Annotated in this window: 15 protein-coding genes; 11 read left to right on the plus strand and 4 right to left on the minus strand. The window is 45.5% G+C overall.

Features of this window, described 5'->3' with window-relative positions; genetic code table 11:
* From AR333_RS12615 to AR333_RS12660, 10 genes are all read left to right on the plus strand, one after another.
* A complete protein-coding gene (locus AR333_RS12615; RefSeq protein WP_068775702.1) occupies nt 1-1,839 on the plus strand; it encodes a sensor histidine kinase in 1,839 nt (612 codons plus the stop codon).
* Nucleotides 1,836-3,434, plus strand: coding sequence for a response regulator (locus AR333_RS12620; RefSeq protein ID WP_068775703.1), 1,599 nt, complete (start codon nt 1,836-1,838; stop codon nt 3,432-3,434). The genes AR333_RS12615 and AR333_RS12620 overlap by 4 nt, the downstream gene beginning before the upstream one ends.
* A gap of 393 nt (nt 3,435-3,827) precedes the next feature.
* A complete protein-coding gene (locus AR333_RS12625) occupies nt 3,828-4,286 on the plus strand; it encodes a hypothetical protein (protein ID WP_068775704.1) in 459 nt (152 codons plus the stop codon).
* Between the two features lie 53 nt (nt 4,287-4,339).
* The gene (locus AR333_RS12630) at nt 4,340-4,861 is read left to right on the plus strand and encodes a TlpA disulfide reductase family protein (protein WP_068775705.1); all 522 of its coding nucleotides are present in this window, start codon (nt 4,340-4,342) and stop codon (nt 4,859-4,861) included.
* A gap of 127 nt (nt 4,862-4,988) precedes the next feature.
* Complete coding sequence (locus AR333_RS12635) at nt 4,989-5,849, plus strand: DUF6345 domain-containing protein (RefSeq protein WP_172798847.1); 861 nt, start codon at nt 4,989-4,991, stop codon at nt 5,847-5,849.
* A gap of 88 nt (nt 5,850-5,937) precedes the next feature.
* Nucleotides 5,938-6,978: a hypothetical protein gene (locus tag AR333_RS12640; RefSeq protein WP_068775707.1), complete on the plus strand. Its 1,041-nt coding sequence runs from the start codon at nt 5,938-5,940 to the stop codon at nt 6,976-6,978.
* A 320-nt stretch (nt 6,979-7,298) separates the two neighbouring features.
* Nucleotides 7,299-8,255 carry a sugar ABC transporter permease gene (locus tag AR333_RS12645; protein ID WP_068775708.1) on the plus strand — a complete coding sequence of 319 codons (957 nt, stop codon included), beginning with the start codon at nt 7,299-7,301 and terminating at the stop codon, nt 8,253-8,255.
* Between the two features lie 15 nt (nt 8,256-8,270).
* Entirely contained in the window at nt 8,271-9,191 is a 921-nt protein-coding gene (locus AR333_RS12650) for a carbohydrate ABC transporter permease (protein ID WP_068775709.1), read from the plus strand.
* A gap of 123 nt (nt 9,192-9,314) precedes the next feature.
* Nucleotides 9,315-10,817, plus strand: a complete 1,503-nt coding sequence (locus AR333_RS12655) for an extracellular solute-binding protein (RefSeq protein ID WP_068775710.1) — start codon at nt 9,315-9,317, stop codon at nt 10,815-10,817.
* Between the two features lie 144 nt (nt 10,818-10,961).
* Nucleotides 10,962-13,568 carry a family 10 glycosylhydrolase gene (locus AR333_RS12660; RefSeq protein WP_068775711.1) on the plus strand — a complete coding sequence of 869 codons (2,607 nt, stop codon included), beginning with the start codon at nt 10,962-10,964 and terminating at the stop codon, nt 13,566-13,568.
* Between the two features lie 163 nt (nt 13,569-13,731).
* Here AR333_RS12660 and AR333_RS12665 read toward each other — a convergent pair whose 3' ends face one another.
* From AR333_RS12665 to AR333_RS12680, 4 genes are all read right to left on the minus strand, one after another.
* Complete coding sequence (locus AR333_RS12665) at nt 13,732-13,995, minus strand: hypothetical protein (RefSeq protein WP_068775712.1); 264 nt, start codon at nt 13,993-13,995, stop codon at nt 13,732-13,734.
* Between the two features lie 186 nt (nt 13,996-14,181).
* Nucleotides 14,182-15,243 (minus strand): Gfo/Idh/MocA family protein, encoded by a 1,062-nt coding sequence (locus AR333_RS12670; protein WP_068775713.1) that lies wholly within the window; start codon nt 15,241-15,243, stop codon nt 14,182-14,184.
* A 58-nt stretch (nt 15,244-15,301) separates the two neighbouring features.
* Nucleotides 15,302-16,876: an FAD-dependent oxidoreductase gene (locus AR333_RS12675; RefSeq protein WP_084783632.1), complete on the minus strand. Its 1,575-nt coding sequence runs from the start codon at nt 16,874-16,876 to the stop codon at nt 15,302-15,304.
* 33 nt (nt 16,877-16,909) lie between these two features.
* A complete protein-coding gene (locus AR333_RS12680; RefSeq protein WP_068775714.1) occupies nt 16,910-17,737 on the minus strand; it encodes a sugar phosphate isomerase/epimerase in 828 nt (275 codons plus the stop codon).
* A gap of 254 nt (nt 17,738-17,991) precedes the next feature.
* On the opposite strand from AR333_RS12680, the gene AR333_RS25390 reads away from it, so the two are divergent.
* Nucleotides 17,992-18,081, plus strand: a complete 90-nt coding sequence (locus tag AR333_RS25390; RefSeq protein ID WP_253735823.1) for a YjcZ family sporulation protein — start codon at nt 17,992-17,994, stop codon at nt 18,079-18,081.
* Nucleotides 18,082-18,300: the final 219 nt, after the last annotated feature.

Consider the following 18,300-nt stretch of genomic DNA (forward strand, 5'->3'; position numbering starts at 1 on the left):
ATGAGCAGAGTGCTGACATGGATAGTCAACCGGTTCCGTCATAACATACAGGTACGTCTGACCTGCTACTTCCTGCTGATTCTGCTTCCGCTTGTTCTAGTCAGTTTGTTTGCCAATGAGCGCTCTCAGGAGATCTTGGTAGAGCAGGCAACTGAGCGCTCCAGACTGGCACTGGACTCCGCAATGGATTATATTGATTTAACGCTCCAGAGTGCGGAGGAACTTTCCACCCTTATATCGACGGATGCCGATATGGTTACCTTACTTGAGCGTAACGGCAAGGAATTGACGCCGGAAGCTATCGTTGATTTTGCGCAGCTGATGAAACAGCTTTCGAATCTCAATTCCATTAATAATATTGCTACGCAAATCTCGGTCTATCACCATTCTTCCAATATGCTTCTATCCAACTATTATGGAGGCAGGAAACTCGCCAGTCTTCCTGAACAAGATTTCATGACCAGAACGGCGCAGTCTAACGGGACAGGCATTCTGTATATGCTGCCGAGTGAAATTGTGGACGGGCAGATTACACTAGGCAAGATGGTGGTTTCGGACAGTGTGACACTGATTCGGTCCATGGATCTGTACAATCCGGACAGGCAGCCGAACGTTCTGCTTATTTCTTTAAATAAGTCCAAACTGCTGAATTTGATTAAACCCTTGCTGCCCTCGGATAACACCCGGATTTTTCTGACCAATAGCGACGGGGACATGATTGTGGGGGTGAGCAAGAACGGTGAAACGAAGGATATCGTCGTGCCCTACGAGCCGGATATGCTGTCTGTCACGACACATTCCCAATCATCCAAATGGAAGCTGACGATGATGCAGCCTGAAAGCGAATTGTACCGCGATACCGAACAGGTGGCCATGTATACCTATGGGATTATCGGGATCAGCATCCTGCTGGCACTATGGATCTCATGGGTGGTTTATTCCGGAATCGCTGCACCCCTGCAGAAATTATCCCATGGTATCAAAAGATTCGGCAGCGGCAAACTGAATATCCAGCTGGAGAATAAACGCAAGGATGAGTTCGGGTATTTGACGGATTCTTTTAATAAAATGGCGCAGCAGCAAAAGCACTTGATTGAAGATCATTATGAGCAGAATTTAAGACTGGCCAGGACTGAACTCAAGTTCCTCCAATCGCAGATTAATCCGCATTTCTTATACAACACGCTGGATTCCATTTATTGGACGGCGAAAAATTACGAGGCAGACGAGATCAGCGAGATGGTGCTCAATTTGTCTAAATTTTTCAGACTTAGCCTGAACAAAGGAAGAGATGTTTTCCCGATCGGAGAGAGTGTATCGCATTTGCACTTCTATATCCGGATTCAGCAAATTCGTTTTCTGGAAAATTTCGAGGTCGAATACCGCATAGACGAGCTAACCCGGGACGTGCCCATTCTGAAGCTGCTGCTGCAGCCGCTTGTTGAGAATGCGATCCTGCACGGGATGGACGGGAAGGAAGACGGCGGTCGGCTCATTATCGAAACCCGGATCGAAGACGGGCTGCTGCTCCTGATCGTCCGAGACAACGGAAGCGGAATTAAAGAGGAAAGGCTGCGCTATATTCAAGGAGAACTGGAACGCCTGAATGGACGCAATTACAAACTGTATTCGCTGGAAGAAGACCAGATAGAAGATCTATTCGGACTCCGGAATGTCATAACGAGGGTTAAGCTGTATTATGGGAAGGAAGCATCCCTATTGATCGATAGTTCAGAAGGAGAGGGGACTCAGACGACATTGAAGCTCCCGCTCAGCAAATGCAAGGACGTCTTCCGGCAGAGTGAACAAACAGAGGATGAAGAGGAGGCGGGAGCATGAATCTAATGATCGTGGAAGATGAGGTAAGACTTCGTAACTCACTAGTCAATAACATTCCGTGGGAAGAGAACGGGATTGAGGTTATTGCGCAGGCGGCAAGCGGGGCGGAGGCTTTGTATCTGTTTGAACGAAAGAAGCCGGATATCGTGCTTCTGGATGTGCAGATGCCGGAAATGGACGGGCTTACCCTTGCCAAAAAGCTGCGCGAGAAAGATGCTTTTATCAAAATGATCATTCTGAGCGGACATGACAATTTCGGATTTGCGCAGCTTGCGATGGAAGCGGGTGTATCCAATTATCTGCTCAAACCGGCAGGCGATGAGGAAATACTGGCCACGGTTCTAAGCGCGGCCGAGTCCCTGCGGCAGGAGCTGGACCGGTGGCACAGCCAGGCGGAGCTGCAGGAGAAGTGGTCGGAGCATCTGCCGCAGCTGCAGACGACTTTCTTCCAGAACCTGATCAGCGGCAAATATGACTTGTGGGAAATCCGCAAGATCAGCCGGGACTATCTGCTGAATCTGGATGAAACCATGCAGTACACGGTGGCGCTGGCCGATGTTGATCCGCTGGCGCTGGATGAGCCGCGCTACAAGAGCGGGGATATGCCTCTGCTGCGATTTTCCTTGCAGTGTGTAGCGCGCGAGTTCCTGCAGAATCACGGCTGCTGGGTCTTCACGGACAGCAACGGGTTCACGCTGATCCTGTTCGCCATGCCGGGCGACGACAAAGCCAACGATGTGATGCTGCGTGTGAATGCGGCCATCGTCAAGCTGCTGTCACAGGTAAAGGAATGCCTGAAAATTACGTGCAGCGCAGGCATCAGCGGGGGAACGGGCAGCCTGGATGAGGTCAGCAAGCTGTACAGCCAGGCTTATCAGGCGCTGCAGGACCGCATCGTGTATGGATCTGATATCGCGATACCTTATCAGGACAAGCCTGCCGGGAGCACGGGTGTACCTCTGGCTAACAATTCGGAGAAGACACTGGAGATTGCGCTGGAGACGAGCGATGAGAATAAGGCACTGGAGGCTCTGGCCGAGCTATGGTCGCAGGGAATGGAGCAATCAGGGACAGTGGCTGAAATGCACGAAGGACTCATGTACTGGTCCAGTCTTATCATCCGGATCATACACAAACAAGGCTGGCGGGTTCAGGATGTCGTGCGTGAGGATTACGTCTATTATCAGGATGTGACCAAGCTGACAACCAAGCAGCAGATCCATTCGTGGCTGGAGCGTACCGTCCGTAAATTCATCGCGCATATGCAGGAGCAGCGCAAAACAACCAGCCATCAGGTTGTCAAAACGATTCTGTCGATTGTAGAAGCGGAAATCGACAGCGACATTACTCTGCACAGTGTTGCGGACCGGCTGTACGTGAATTCCTCTTATCTGAGCCGTTTGTTCAAACAGGAAACAGGCGTCGCTTTCTCGGCTTATGTGCTGGATCGTAAAATGGACCGGGCGAAAGCAGCCCTGCTTGATGGGGCAAAAGTATACGATGCAGCGCGTATTGTCGGTTACCGGGATGTCAGTTATTTCACGAAGGTGTTCCGCAAATATTGGGGCGTGACACCGGGCGAGATGAAGCACTGAGTAGTTACTAGCTAAGTAGTATAAATAAATAATCAGATCTGAGGATTGATTTTGTTCAGTTCAAAAAACTCATAGTGGTACCCTGTAGATGATTTGTGATAACTCATTCATTTACAGAGTATCATCTTGAGTTTTTTTTGCTTAGATATGTATCGCATATATTTTTTTGTTGCATTCTACCAATAAATGCAACTTTTCTCGGAACAAATTCGTTTAGAAGGGGAGTTTACTTAATAGTGATAACTGTACGGGCGAAGTTGAATTTTCTTGTTGCGATCTATTTACTATAAATGGATTATGTTCTACAATGTGTTTTGTATTAATATGTAATTTATTAAATTTAAACAAATCATCGTTTTATATCCCATAACAGTTATGTAGGTGGTGATTTAAATGTTATTTCTAAGAAAAAGATGGTTCAAGACCGCTCTTCTGTTTTCACTTATTATTTGTTCGATTGTATATTGGAATAAGGATTACATAAAAGATTGGATGAATTGGTCTACAGTTAGCAGTGAGATTGAAAATTATGATGTCAACAAAATTACTATTAATCCACTTATGAAATCTAGTATTACTATTAATGAGGAAGACAAGCTTGAGATAGTTAATTTACTTAAAAAGGCTAAGTACGTTAGTAGTAACAGGCAGGGACATGGTTCCACTCCTGACGGGAGTTTAACACTATATTTTCATAAAAAAATACTTTCTTTTGCTTACTATAAAGATTCCCGTGGTCATGTATCTTCTTCTTTTGAACTAAGTCCAAAGTATATTGAAGAAAATTCGCAATTTTGGATAAAAAGCGATGAGCTAGCGGAATTTTTAAATAGAAGTCTTTATGGAAAATAATTATATGTTTTAGTATTATTAAGTTTTATTCAATAGTTGTAAGGAGCTTATTAATGATGAAAAAGGAAAAAATAATATGTATAATTTTGTTATTAATTATTATTTTGACTATATTTAATTTTGAAAAAAAACAAACTATACGTAGTGTTGGTGGAGAGAAAATACCAGATTTGTCGTTGCATAGTTTAGAAGGGCAGGAGAAAAAAATTGTGTTAGGGACGGGTGAGCCAGCAATTATTAATTTTTGGGCATCTTGGTGTCAACCTTGTAAGGAAGAATCATTAATTCTGAACAGATTGTTTTTTAACCACAGAGATAAGATAAACATATATGCTATTAATTTAACTAAACAAGATGATTTAACAAATATCAAAAAGTTTGTTATTCAAAATCAAATTATGTATCCTGTTTATTTGGATAAAGAAGGTTTGAATCAAGAGGGATTTGATGTAAGAAATTTTCCGACAACTTTTTTAATAGATCAGAAAGGCTATATATCTAAAATTTATGTAGGCGTATTTGGTGAAAAAACCATCCTAGAAGATGTCAACGATTTACTGAATATAGGTAAATAAAGCGTATAAGATACACTTGATAACAGGTTATCTATATGTTAAAATTTGTATAAAATAAAAATAAAAGGAAGTGTTTAAAAATATGTATCGATATTCTAACATGAAGATTTTTAAGGTGGTAATTGCGGTGGCGCTGTTAACCTCCTCTGTTTCTTTATTTAACTCAGACATTGCTTCTGCAAAGTGGACGCATGGGTATGTTGGTGTTAGTACTTATTCAAATGGAAATTGCACTGCGGATACTAATCCAAATAGAGCAGGCGGTGCTTATGTACAAAACTTAAAAGATGGGATGGTAGGTAATAATTTAGTAGTAGATACAGGTACGGCATATAAAGATAATTCAGCTTGGGAATCGGATTTAACAGGAAGTTTTGCGAACTCTGTGCAGTTCTTTGCATTTTCGGGTCATGGATATCGTGCCTCTAGTTTTAGTTCGAATGAAGGAGCAGCTGCTCATTTATATACGTTAAATTCAAGTACTTCTTTTCATACAAGTGAATTTCAAGATGCAGCAAACGCAAGTTGGGACGAAATTAGATGGGGATCTAATCAATTAAGATGGGCTACGATGCACCAATGTTATTTTTTAAGTGATGAAGGATCAACAATAAATGATCAAAAGATGTGGGCTATGTTTAATGGTATTCATTTAATAATGGGTTATGGTACACGAATGTATTTAGACTCTAGAGAAGGAAGCCATTATGCTGCTAGATTAGGAGCTGGATGGACCATTAAAGATTCATTCTTTGATGCCGCGGCAAAGTACCAACCCCAATTACCTACTGATCAAACCACAAGTAACCCTTCAGGGAGTGTAGTCGCTAGAGTAAAAGGACATATTAATTTCATTAACGATAAATGGGACAGTTCAACTGTAGCAGCACCAGCATATTCATCAAATAATGCCGGTAGTTTTAGTACGTGGAGTAAAACTATTACAGCTACAGGCAATAAAATACCAGGATGTCCTGCATATTGCTAGTAATGTGTATGATCGTATAATAAAAAAATTTATTGTCTAGGTGTATCATTAGTTAAAATTTTTGTGAAATTAGGAGGTTTTAATTAGAATGAAAAATAAATTGAAATTGTTTATTTGCACATCACTTTTTCTTGGAGCGTCTTTTGGAGTTGTCAAGTATAGTACAAATGCGGAAAACAGCTCTTTGGTGGGTTCAGAAGAGGTTACATCTTATGAAAAATTACCTGAACTGATATTTCCATTACCAGGTGAAGAATTGGCATCAAAAGTAAACTTTAAAACAAGCAATATGAAATTTGCGTCCTCTCAAGAAGCAAAAGTTTTTAAATTCATTAAGAAAAACATTACAGTTAAAGATCTTATGGTTGAAGCAGATAAACTTAAGATTAATGAAGTGGTAAAAAATAAAAGTGATAAATCTTTAGGTGATTTACTCGTAGCTGAGGATGAAAACAAATATTTAGAAATTGAAAAAGATACTGGGGCTATTACTTATCTAAATAAGAAAGCAAAAGAGTCAAAGGTGAGAGGCAATATTAAAGTACCAAGTGATGAAGAATCTATAAAGTTAGCCAAAGAATTTTTAGATAATTTAGGTTGGCTTCCAAATAATTTCAAAGTTGTTGAGGTGACGGAAGATACTGAAAGACCTGCTAATGTTGATGTGACAGAAAAAGGATTCGTGACTAATAAGACAGTTCATTTTTATAAGTTTATTGACGGGAATGTACCAGTGTATGGTGTATCAAGAATACTTGTTGAGATTGGGGATAGTGGTGTAATTGAAGCAGTAAGAAAGTTTCATAAAGATGAGGTAGACCAATCTTCGTACCAACTTAAGACTCCAGAAGCAGCAGTTGAAGAATTAAAACATGGCAATGCCGTCCATAATATTGAACCTGGTGCCGTTGATGCAAACATCGAACAAATTGACCTTGCTTATTGGGAAGATGCGGGAAGCATTGATAATCAGCCATTCTTACAGCCTGTTTACGTGATTAAAGGAAATTATAATAAATTAAATAAGACTAATACAGAATCCTTTAATGCACTAGTTCCTGCTGTTGCCGGCAAATATATTAAAGAAAATATCTCGAGTGTCCAGTCCCCGAGTGATACTAAAAAATAAATGATTGTCTATGGACTAGCCCTTTGAGCATAAGAATGTTCTAGTCATCTATTGGTCACCCCTTGATAGCAGCAGCGGTACGTTCGCAGATCTGATTGATAAGGCAGTCAAGAAGCTTTAATCATTACGCGGGTTATGCAATGACATTCCCTGCACATATATCTACAAGAGGCAGCTCGTCAGCAAATGACGGGCTGTCTTTGTGTTGCGCTTCGTTAAGGCAACATCAAAGTACCACAAATAGTAATGAGAGTCCTCTACTAAGAAAGTCCGGCAAGTTCTAAACTAGATCTATACAAAGCTAGATGAGGGGGAATTCGATGAGACAGTCGGCTTCCGAGGTGAAAGTCTCCAATTCAAAACGCAGCTACGGCCAGCAGCTGAGGTCGGACATTCTGAAAGACTGGGATCTGTATCTGCTGCTTATTCCGGGCATCCTGTTCGTTCTCCTGTTCAAATACACCCCGATGTACGGCCTGATTATCGCATTTAAGGATTTCAATATTTTTGATGGAATGGCGGCAAGTCCTTGGGTAGGTATGGACAATTTCAAGAGATTATTTACTTCCGATGAATTCGGGGTGGTGTTCGTCAATACGCTCATCATCTCTTTGCTCAAAATTTTGATTTTGTTCCCGCTGCCGATCTTGGTCGCTATTCTCATGAACGAAATGAAAAATATGATGTTCAAGCGTACCATACAAACGGTCATTTATTTGCCGCATTTTTTGTCGTGGGTCATCGTTGCGGGTATTTTCATCGATATCCTGTCTGTGAATGGCGGGATGGTGAATAAAGCGCTGGTATGGCTCGGCATGGAGCCGATCGCTTTCTTCATGGAAAGCAGCGTGTTCAGAAGTGTCCTGATCAGTTCGGCGGGCTGGAAAGAAACGGGATGGGGCATCATCGTGTATCTTGCGGCTTTCTCCACGATTGATCCGCAGCTGTATGAAGCCGCCAAAATGGACGGCGCTGGGCGGATGAAACAAATTTGGCACATTACCCTGCCGGGTATTCTGCCGACTATCCTGCTTATGTTTATTCTACGACTCGGATCTGTGCTCGAAGCGGGTACCGAACAAATTATGGTGATGTATAACCCGACGGTATACAACGTGTCAGATGTCATTGGTACCTTCGTATACCGGATGGGTCTTGGCAACCAAGATTACAGCTTCACCACAGCTGTCGGTATGTTTGAATCTGTGATTGCTTTCACGTTAGTCGTCACAGGAAACAGCTTGAGCCGCAGATATCTGCAGCGCGGAATTTGGTAAGAGGGGGTAGAGGATATGAGTAACGGAGCAGCTTATGCCAGCACCAAACCGGTCAAAAGAAAAAAACAGACGCCTTGGCCGGAACAGCTATTTCACTTCGTCAATTATATGGTGTTTATTCTGATCGGCCTGACTACACTTCTGCCGTTTGTGAATCTGATTTCCAAATCACTCAGCAGTGAGTCAGCCGTCATATCTGGACAAGTTAATCTGTTCCCCGTGGGCTTTCAATTAGAAACCTATGCGTATGTACTAAAGAACGAGATGTTCCTGAACTCGTTCAAAATCTCGATCATACTAACCATCGTGGGAACGTTCCTAAGCTTGTTTCTAACGACCATTACCGCCTATCCGCTGTCCAAGCCCAGGCTGCGCGGACGGAAATGGCTGCTTCTCATCTTTATCTTCACGATGCTCTTCAGCGGCGGGTTAATCCCGATGTACCTGCTGATGCAGAATCTGAACTTGATCAACACGTTACCGGTCCTCTTCTTGCCGGCTCTGGTTAATGTGTACAACATGCTCATTATTAAGAACTATTTCGAGGGGCTTCCAGAAAGTCTTGAAGAATCCGCAAAGATCGACGGTGCGAGCAATCTGCGCATTCTGTTCTATGTCATTCTTCCTTTGTCTTTGCCCGTGCTGGCTACGATTGCCTTATTCTTCGCGGTATATTTCTGGAACGATTATTTTGCGGCGATGATCTACATCACCAATCCGAGTCTTAAGCCGATGCAGCTTTTCCTGAAAGAGCTTCTGGTTTCTTCCAGCGGGGAGTTTCTCAAGCAGGGCAATGTGGACGCAGCGATGAACACGACACCACAATCCATTCAGGCCGCTTCTATTTTACTGGCAACGCTTCCGATTCTGGTCGTGTACCCGTTCCTGCAAAAGTATTTCGTCAAAGGTGTCCTGGTAGGTTCAGTCAAAGGTTAACCGGATGAGGGCTGCCGGATGCAGCCTTCTCCTAGATTTTCAGCTTGAAAGGCGGTGAGGCCCCTTTTGTGAGTCTTTCGATTGACCGCGTGATTGGCTTAACTATTAAAGGGAGGTACGACCATGATTAAAAAAGCAGCTTTATTACTTACGGTCGCTGCACTTGGTGTTACAACTGCGGCATGTGGAGGCGGAGGAAAAGACCCGCAAGCGGGCACAGCAACTTCTGCACCAGGAAATGCAAGCGCAACCAAACCGGTTATCCGGCAGTTGCTGCAGTACAGTAACTTTGATCCGAGCAAAGAATATACAGCTAAAGCCATTACAGAAAAAACTGGCTATGAAGTGAAATACGAAATGCTCCCGGCTGAGAATCCGGACGAGAAGCTGAATCTGCTTATGGCAAACAAAGAAGAATACGATGTCATGAAGCTGGGTGCTCCGCAGTTTGAGAAGTTAGCGTCTCAAGGCGCGCTGGAACCGCTCGATGATTTAATCGAGAAATTCGGTCCGAATATCAAAAGCGCCATTGATCCTGCGGCATGGGATAGCGCCAAAGTAAACGGCAAAATCTATGCCATTCCTGAGACGGGTTCCGGTCTTGCCATTGGTGAAGAAACGGTAGTCCGCCAGGACATCATGGATGAGCTCGGGCTGAAAATCCCGACGAACACCGATGAATTCTATACTGTCCTCAAGACCATTAAAGAAAAGAAAAATATTGCGCCTTACACGGGCTCCAAAGATACTAAAGAATCGATTTTCGGCGATATCGGCCCTGCATTCGGCATCACAACCGATTGGGTTGTGCAGGATGGCAAGCTGATTCACCAGATCGAGACCCCCGCTATGAAAGAATTTCTTACTTACATGAACAAGCTTTACAAAGAAGGTCTGATCGATCAGGAAATGCCAATTAACACAAGCGCTAAAGCCATTGAGAAATTTACAAGCGGCAAAGCGGCCGTGTACAGATTGGCTTACTGGAATGCGGGTACAACCGATAAGGCTTTGAAGAAGAATCTTCCTGACGCCAAAACTACAATCGTTCCTTTCATGAAGGATAAGAACGGTAAAACGGCCGTGTTTGCAAAGGCGAACATTTCGTGGTATATCTCTGTGCCAAAAGCATCCAAGAACAAGGAAGAAGCGATTAAATTCCTGAATGCCAAGCTGGACCCGGCTACTCATAAAGAGCTGTCCATCGGTAAAGAAGGCACGCACCATGAAGTGAAAGACGGCAAGTACTATCCGATTCTGCCTATCTTCAACGATGAGCTCAACAACGGAAGTTCTTTCTTGACAGGCGTTGATTACAAGAAATATCCTGATTACTGGAAAGCACGCGTACGTAAAGAACCTGTTCTCCAGAAGTTCTTTGAAGATATTCAAGTAAATGCAAAAGATATTATGGTTACCGATCCGCTAGCAAAAGCTCCTCCAATTGCCGATGTCTCCAAGAACAAGCAAAAGCTCGACAAATTCCAGACAGACAGCATGCTGAAGTTCATCAGCGGATCCGATCCGCTTACGAACTATGATGCATTCGTTTCCAAATGGAAAGCCGACGGCGGGGAAGCTATGACGAAGGCCGCTAATGAGTGGTATAAAACAGCCAAAAAATAATAGTGCTCAGCAGGTGCTTGTTTAGTTAATTCAGCTAAAAAAGAACTCCGCTCGCTCAGCAGCTGCATTGTTGCAGCTGCTGTTTTTTTTGACCGGCAAGCCCGAATTGAATTCTAAATGGGGAAAAAGAAAGGGGATAAAATTTTGAACGCAGGTAATTTTAAGGATTCTGATCCGGATTTAAAGACTCAGACCGCTTCCGGCTCCACGGTGATTTCACCTGTTCTTGCCGCTTATAACAATTCCGAGCAGCCTGCCGATTTAATTGAAGTCGAAGCGGCTCCGGTCGATATCACCATCTCTCTTGAAGGACCACGCCACCGGATTAATTATATTGATCAGGATATTACGGGTCTGGATGATGTATTGGCGCTGTATACCTCTAACTGGGGGGGAGATCTGGTCATTCCGGCAAACAGTGTTGCCGTACAGATAGATACGGCCAGCAGCGTAACGGCTGTCATCAATCCGTCGGTTAACGGCAAGCCTCCCCTATGGGCAGGGCCGGCAACACTGTCTATTCCGGCAGGAGGATATGTACTCGTTGCCCAGGACAGCGGCTATGCCAGTAAAACATTTAAAAAATATTTGGCTGCGAATTTTGAACTCGGAGATACGGTCAAATTACGCAAAAATAATCTTGTGGTCACCGTCAAAGACCTGGTGGACCTATTCGGACCGACTTCGCGTATATCGCTGAATAATTATGCCATGTATACGGAAACCAAGCCGGAAGCGGTTCTATCCGGTACGATCAGCAATATTGAAGACCTGGCAGAAATTGAACTGACTGTGAATGGGACCGTGGTTCCTGTCGAAGCGGACGGTGGATTCCGTTATTCTTATGTCTTGAACCAAGGGATCAATTACGTGGACCTGATCGTTAAGAAAAACGGCGAGGAACAAGATTCGAAGGATCTCGTAATTTTCGGCAGACCCGGGTTCACCTCGGACAAAGAGGTCATTCTGTGGGTGGATCAGGCGGCTAATGCCCGCAAACTGCAGAGCAGCGAGAATGTACGTGATTTTATCAAAAAAGCTGCTGATAACGGTGTGACTTCCATTGTTTTTGATGTTAAAGGTGTGGAAGGATTTGCTTCGTACAAGAAGAATACACTGACAGGCCGGCCTTATGTAAGTGAGATCAAAGCGCCTATGAAAGCCGGCTCAAATCCGGATTTGGATTTGTTGGAAGAATTCGTCCGCTATTCCCGCGAATTCGGTCTGGACATCCATGCGGCTGTTAATATTTTTGCGGAGGGCTCGATTGCGTTCAATGAATTTGCGATCCTGAATGATCATCTGGACTGGGAAGAACGCGTATACAATTCTGCCGATAACGGGCAAATCAAGCGTCAGCGTGAATCGACAAAGCAGGGTGCCGTTGCGTTTATCAATCCTTCCAATGTGGAGGCAAGACAATTCCAGCTCCATACGATTGAAGAAGTTATTCAAAACTACGATATCGATGGTGTTGTTCTTGACCGTGCCAGATATGATAACGAAACCTCGGATTTTAGTGATCTGACGAAGGGTAAATTCGAATCTTTTTTACAAGAAAAAGGAAAGACCCTTGAGAACTGGCCGGGGGATGTGCTGCGTTACGAGAACAAAGTCCGTGTAAACGGTCCGCTTATTTATGAGTGGTGGGAATTCCGTTCCAAGACGATCAAGAGTTTCACGACGGAGGTAAAAGCACTGGCTGACAGCTACGAAGGAAGCAAAGGCAAACCCGTTCAAGTGTCCGCGTATGTTGGTTCCTGGTTTGAACTTTATTACCTGAACGGTGTTCATTGGGGGAGCACGGAATTCCGTTACGATTCCCGCCTCGGCATGAAGGATGAGGATGTGTACACGCCGGGCTATTATGAGAGCGGTTATATCGAGAACCTGGATTTTATCATGATCGGTGCGTACCAGACGACAGGACCTGAGGTTGAGCGTCATATTACACTTGGTAACATCGTAATTAACGGTGAAAAACCGCTTTACACAGGGATTGCCCTGACGAATGTATCGGAGCCGGCTCTTCAGCGCGAAATACTCCAGGCAGGTCTGGATAACACGCACGGCCTGATGCTCTTTGACGCGTCTCAGGTGAATTGGCCTATAACGAATGCGGCTCTGCGTAATCTTCCCTACGTGAAAGATTATCAGCTTGGCGTATCACTGCCGGATCAGCCGGAATCGTTCCTGGAAGGCTCTTACTACGATGTCAATGTCATTGAGAACAATATTAATGTCGTAACGGATTCGTTCGGTTATTCTACCGGCAACAGCCGGTTTGGCGTAGAGGCTGTTATTGACAGCAGCGGTAAAGTAATCAGCGTGCCGAATAAAACCAGAGCCATGAACATGGACTGGTCGAAACCGGAAGAAACGAACAGTGTCATCCCTGAGGGCGGATTCGTACTTACGGCTAAGGACCCCTCGGGTGCCGGTACGAAACGTCAGCTAATCGCGAATTGTTACGAGGTGGGTGATTCTGCGAGGTCGGCAATCCTTAGCGGTCTCTTGGCCTACGAAGGCGTCAGAACCGGGGATGACAATTTCGATATCGAAGGACAAGTGAAAGTGCTTGGTCCCGGTAAAGCGGAAGTTTATGTGAATGGCCGCACAGCGAAAATTAAAAAAGACGGCAGCTTTTCCAGCGAAGTGGATTTGAAAGTTGGCGTTAATGCAATTACGGTGACGGTAAAAGTAGATGGCTTTAAGACCAATGAGAAGAAGTTTGACATTACCCGAGACTAGAATGCGACCAAATCATCTGCACCGATTCCCAGGAGCTTTGTGTCAATGGAAGATTATAATTATCTAAGCAAAAACAGATACCTCTACAGGTATCTGTTTTTGCTTGTAAACACTAGAGCGGTTCTGGACTTTTCCATCTATAGAGCGACAGCCGTTTGATGTTTTATTTCAGGTATGAGATTACGATGGAAATTACCATGCCTAGAAAACCGAATACGAAGAAAAAGGAGCCATAAAACACTTTAAAATTGAACTGGAGCTTTTTCTTATGTTCCTGCATGAGCGCTTCCTGCATTTCCCTGCCTTCATCCCTGTAGTTGATATTTGTATGATTGATTCGAAAGAAATTAGCACCTTTAAGAGATGCAGCCCAAATGATTAGGGAGACGAGAGAAACCAAGAACAAAATATCAGATAGGTTTTGCATCGTGTACACCCCTTTTGAATTCATTATACAGGATGATTATCCAAAAGTTACCTGTTAAGGGAAATAGAAATTATTTTATTGAATTTAATTTCCAAAAAATTATAGGGCAAAGCAAAAAGCTTCCGGTGAACCGGAAGCCTTGTGATAGATAATTATTCTATACCAATAGAGAAGCGTTTCTTATATCTAGTCAAAATAAATTTCTTTGCCCAGTCTGCTTGATTCATAGACGCCGCAGAGGATTTTCATCATTTCTACGCCGTCCTGGACGGGACTGAGCGTCTCTTTCGTGCCTTGGCACACTTCGATGAAATAATCGATCTCATCCTGGAATCCTGCCGCAAAGTCGAACGACAGGTTGTTGATTTGCGGCGTGGTGTTCAGGATCGTGTTGTGCTGCTCCGTGATGAGCGTGAGCTTGGGCTCGAGTTCAGCGCCGCCTTTATCGCCATAGAGCTTCACGGTCAATTCGTCTTCTTTGGCATGCAGGGTGAAGGAAACATCGACAAGCAGCGACGCTCCATTCTCGAAGCGGATCATCGCGTTAGCCATATCTTCGACTGTATTATGCTCCGCATCATAGTCGGCTGCTTTGTAGTAAGCGAGGTTCTCCACGTTGGACCGGTTGCCGAGCTTGGTGTAGGTGTTGCCGCTGATGGATTTTACCTTGGGACGGCCCATGAGGTACCAGCAGAGATCAATGACGTGAACGCCCACATCTATCAGCGGCCCGCCGCCGGAACGTTCGATGTCGGAGAACCAGCCGCCGGGATTACCGAGTTTGCGGATGCAAGAAGCTTTGGCATAATAAACCTCGCCGATACTGCCGTTGTCCATAAAAGAACGGATGATACGCGTATTGGAAGCGTACCTGCGTACGAAGCCTACTTGGAGCGTCTTGCCGCTTTCCTCTACGGCTTTCTCGACCGCAAGGGCTTCCTCCACGGTTTTGCAAAGCGGCTTCTCCACAAGTACGTTCTTCCCGGCCCGCAGAGCCGCTATGCTGATCTCGGCATGAGTATTGTTCCAGGTGCAAATCGAAACCGCGTCGATTTCGGGATCGGCGAGGAGCTCCTTGTAGTCGGTATAGACTTTGGCTGCCTGGTAAATATCTGCTTTTTCGCGAGCACGTTCTTCGTTAAGATCGCATACGGCGACAATGATGGCGCCGGGGTTCTTCTGATAAGAATTGAAATGCATGCGGGAGATGGTACCCGCTCCAATAACACCGATACGGATTTTACTCATACGAGCAGTCCTTCTTCCTGTAAGTAATCAGAGTATGTCAGAGTATGTGTTTAATCGTCTACACAGGGCGGGTGGCAGGCCACTCCAGCTCCACACCCGCCTGAACGAGCATTTGCTGAAATTGTTTCAATTCAGCCTTGCTGTTGCGCAGCTCGCGGGGAGTGATCCCCTTATCGATGCAATAGCTTGCGCAGTAAGCCGCAGCCTCCCCGATGTTCCATTCCACCGGGTGAAGACGGTAGCAGCCGTTGGTAATGTGCGTGACGCCAAGATTCTTGCAGGCGGCCAGCAGGTTGTTCACCCGTACCGGAATGAGACTGCCGAGCGGGATCTGGAACGGCACGGTCGAGACGTCGATATAGGGACGGTTCTCCGTACTCGGGTGAAGATCGATCCGGTAACAGCCGATTCCAACGCTGTCCGGGAAATGCTCTGCTTTGCCGTCCGGGCGGCACTCGGTCGCGACATGCTGCTCCAGTACGGTGAACTCCGCCTTTATGCGCCGGGATTCACGAATATAAGGATACATGGCCAGACCGTCTTCCGTACCGACGACATCCTTGCGCAGTCTCATGCCGGGATAGCCTTGGCCGCCGCCCGGGCGGGGACATTCCGTCTGCATCCAGTAGAGCAGAGAGAGGCTGAGCTGCTTGGCTTCATAAAGGTGGCGTTCTTTCTCTTCCTCCGTCACCTCTATGATCGATCCGAGCCAGTAGTCGTTCTGGGGCCAATTCACCAGGGAAATATTGCTTCTGTAGGTTCCTTCCTCGAACAGTCCGCGATCCGCAATCTGCCGGTATTTGAAGAGGGAGAAGCGTTCCGTTCCCGGGAAAATTTCATAGTGGACAGGCTCCATGGTGGCGGGTCTGACGCCGAGCAGGCTGAGCAGATGATCCGGCCAGAAGTCCGCCCGGTAGGATTTCCAGAAATCATACAATGCAGGCTTCTCGATCGTATGGTCTTCACCTTCGATGTAATCGATGGCAAAGCAGTAGGTGAAACCTTGCCAGTCGTTAGGCAGCGCTTCGCCGGAGACGGCATGCGGTTCGCCTGTCTGTGCTTGAGACTCGGCCCCTGTCACATACTCGACACCTGCCAGAGGCAGAACATCGCCGCATTCTGTAGCATCCAGGAAGTAAGGCGCACTCAGGCGGTATTGTTCACCGGACTCCAGATTCTTGACTGTAACTGAAGTGATGGAGTCTCCTGAAGTTTCGGCTTGCACGGGCACATGACGAGTCCATAAGGATAGCAGACCGCTGTGGATATAAGGAGCCAGCATTTGCTGCAATACAGCTAGAGCTGTTCTCGGCTCATGACACAGACGGCTTACTGACCCGCTGCCGGGATTAAGCTCAGGGTTAGATCTCGCCTCGGAGGTCATTGGAAAATGGTCCCGGTAATAGTCCCGCACGCCATCCCGGAATTGCCGGTAAGTACGCGTACAGCCGAAAGATTCGATCCACGGATGCTCGTCGGGCGGTACAGCCTGGCTTGTCAGCTGGCCTCCGATCCAGGTCGTTTCCTCCGTCATGATCACGGTTTTACCGGACTTACATGCAGCCAGAGCTGCGGCGCAGCCCCCGGTTCCGCCCCCGATAATGATTAAATCAGCCTGCTGAACACGTATCATAGTTATAAGTTCTCCTTTGGAATAGAGTCAATGTTAAAGCGTTTGGACAAGTGCGTTGAAATTATGGATGCTTCTGCGGATGCCTTCCGCTTCATCGCCAAGCCCTTCATATTCGAGTACACAAGCTCCCTTATAGCCGGCTTCTTGAAGCTTGGCAAGAATGACAGGCAGATGAACCTGACCCTCTCCGGCAAAGACACCTTCATAAGCTTTTCCGCTAAGCGCCTTATATCTTCCATCCACTGTTTCTTCGAAATCTTTAATATGTACATGCCCGATAGAAGGAAGCAGAACTTCCAGAGCATGCAGCGGGTTCTCATCAACGAGAAGGAAGTTCCCCGTATCAAAGGTAGCCTTCAGAGCCGGAGAGTTGACACGCTCCAGAATGGCAAGCACCTGATCGCCTTTTCCAGCCAGTTTGCCGTGATTTTCCAGACATAGTGTAATTCCGGATTGTTCTGCGACTCTGGCGGCATCGCCAAGTCCTTCTACAATCCAGTCCAGCGCCATATCAAAAGTATACGCATCGGACAAATTACCGGAGAATACACGCACGACTGATGTGCCTAACTGCCGAGCTACAGCAATTCCATCTGTAATGACGCGGAGCGCTTCGGCGCGTTCTTCCGCTGTGCTTTTGACAAGATCGTTGCCGACGGCATAGCTGGTGATGGTTATTCCGCTCTCCCGGACGTATTCCAGTACTTGAGGAATTTCGTTCTCAGGGTCCTTCCAGAAAACATCGAGCAGTTCAACGCTGCCGATTCCTTCTTTGGAGCAGAAGGCCAGAAAATCGAGTACACTCCATTTCTCAGCCCTGCTTACCCGGTGCAAACTCCACATACTCAAGGAAAGATTCATTTGTGTAGACCTCCAGCGGTGTTTTCTCCATATTTTTAACTTATTAAGATAAGATAGTTCCATTTTAAAAGGAGGCGAGAAGCAAAAGTAGGTCATAGTCATGACCATTTCTGGTACTTTGATGCGGACCTCCGCAGGAAGAGTCCCTTGGCAATTTCAGGCTTGTCAAAGATTAGGAGAGAAGGTGATCGTCTATAATTTTGATCAAGCCGCTGCATAAGATAGGACATCCCAAATAAGAAAGGGTGTTGAGAATGGGTTATGCAGGTATTGGAACTAGCACAGGAGTGATTCTGGTTCTGTTTATTCTGTTAGTTATTATTACGCGTTCTTTCTGGGCTTAATTAAGCATCAGCAATAAGGAAGAAACTCCTGCCGCATGGCAGGATTTTTTATTTTGAAGGGGGAAACGGAGTAGCGTTTTCATACAATAGACTGTGAAAATTTAAAAAGTTGTAAATCCTGTGACAATCGTTTGGTTGTCTCATATAAAGGTTATTTACTAAACAGGAGCGCAACGAACTGTTGAAATTATGCGCTGGCAGGAAGGATTGGCCAAGCTG

The sequence above is a fragment of the Paenibacillus sp. FJAT-26967 genome, assembly GCF_001541095.1.
Classification (GTDB): domain Bacteria; phylum Bacillota; class Bacilli; order Paenibacillales; family NBRC-103111; genus Paenibacillus_F.

Excerpts from the sequence above, each read along its gene's own strand:
- AR333_RS12630 (WP_068775705.1), top strand. The coding sequence starts at position 4,340 with ATGATGAAAAAGGAAAAAATAATATGTATAATTTTGTTATTAATTATT.
- AR333_RS25390 (WP_253735823.1), top strand. The coding sequence starts at position 17,992 with ATGGGTTATGCAGGTATTGGAACTAGCACAGGAGTGATTCTGGTTCTG.
- AR333_RS12645 (WP_068775708.1), top strand. The coding sequence starts at position 7,299 with ATGAGACAGTCGGCTTCCGAGGTGAAAGTCTCCAATTCAAAACGCAGC.
- AR333_RS12675 (WP_084783632.1), bottom strand. The coding sequence starts at position 16,876 with ATGATACGTGTTCAGCAGGCTGATTTAATCATTATCGGGGGCGGAACC.
- AR333_RS12625 (WP_068775704.1), top strand. The coding sequence starts at position 3,828 with ATGTTATTTCTAAGAAAAAGATGGTTCAAGACCGCTCTTCTGTTTTCA.
- AR333_RS12665 (WP_068775712.1), bottom strand. The coding sequence starts at position 13,995 with ATGCAAAACCTATCTGATATTTTGTTCTTGGTTTCTCTCGTCTCCCTA.
- AR333_RS12670 (WP_068775713.1), bottom strand. The coding sequence starts at position 15,243 with ATGAGTAAAATCCGTATCGGTGTTATTGGAGCGGGTACCATCTCCCGC.
- AR333_RS12650 (WP_068775709.1), top strand. The coding sequence starts at position 8,271 with ATGAGTAACGGAGCAGCTTATGCCAGCACCAAACCGGTCAAAAGAAAA.
- AR333_RS12680 (WP_068775714.1), bottom strand. The coding sequence starts at position 17,737 with ATGAATCTTTCCTTGAGTATGTGGAGTTTGCACCGGGTAAGCAGGGCT.
- AR333_RS12615 (WP_068775702.1), top strand. The coding sequence starts at position 1 with ATGAGCAGAGTGCTGACATGGATAGTCAACCGGTTCCGTCATAACATA.
- AR333_RS12640 (WP_068775707.1), top strand. The coding sequence starts at position 5,938 with ATGAAAAATAAATTGAAATTGTTTATTTGCACATCACTTTTTCTTGGA.
- AR333_RS12620 (WP_068775703.1), top strand. The coding sequence starts at position 1,836 with ATGAATCTAATGATCGTGGAAGATGAGGTAAGACTTCGTAACTCACTA.
- AR333_RS12655 (WP_068775710.1), top strand. The coding sequence starts at position 9,315 with ATGATTAAAAAAGCAGCTTTATTACTTACGGTCGCTGCACTTGGTGTT.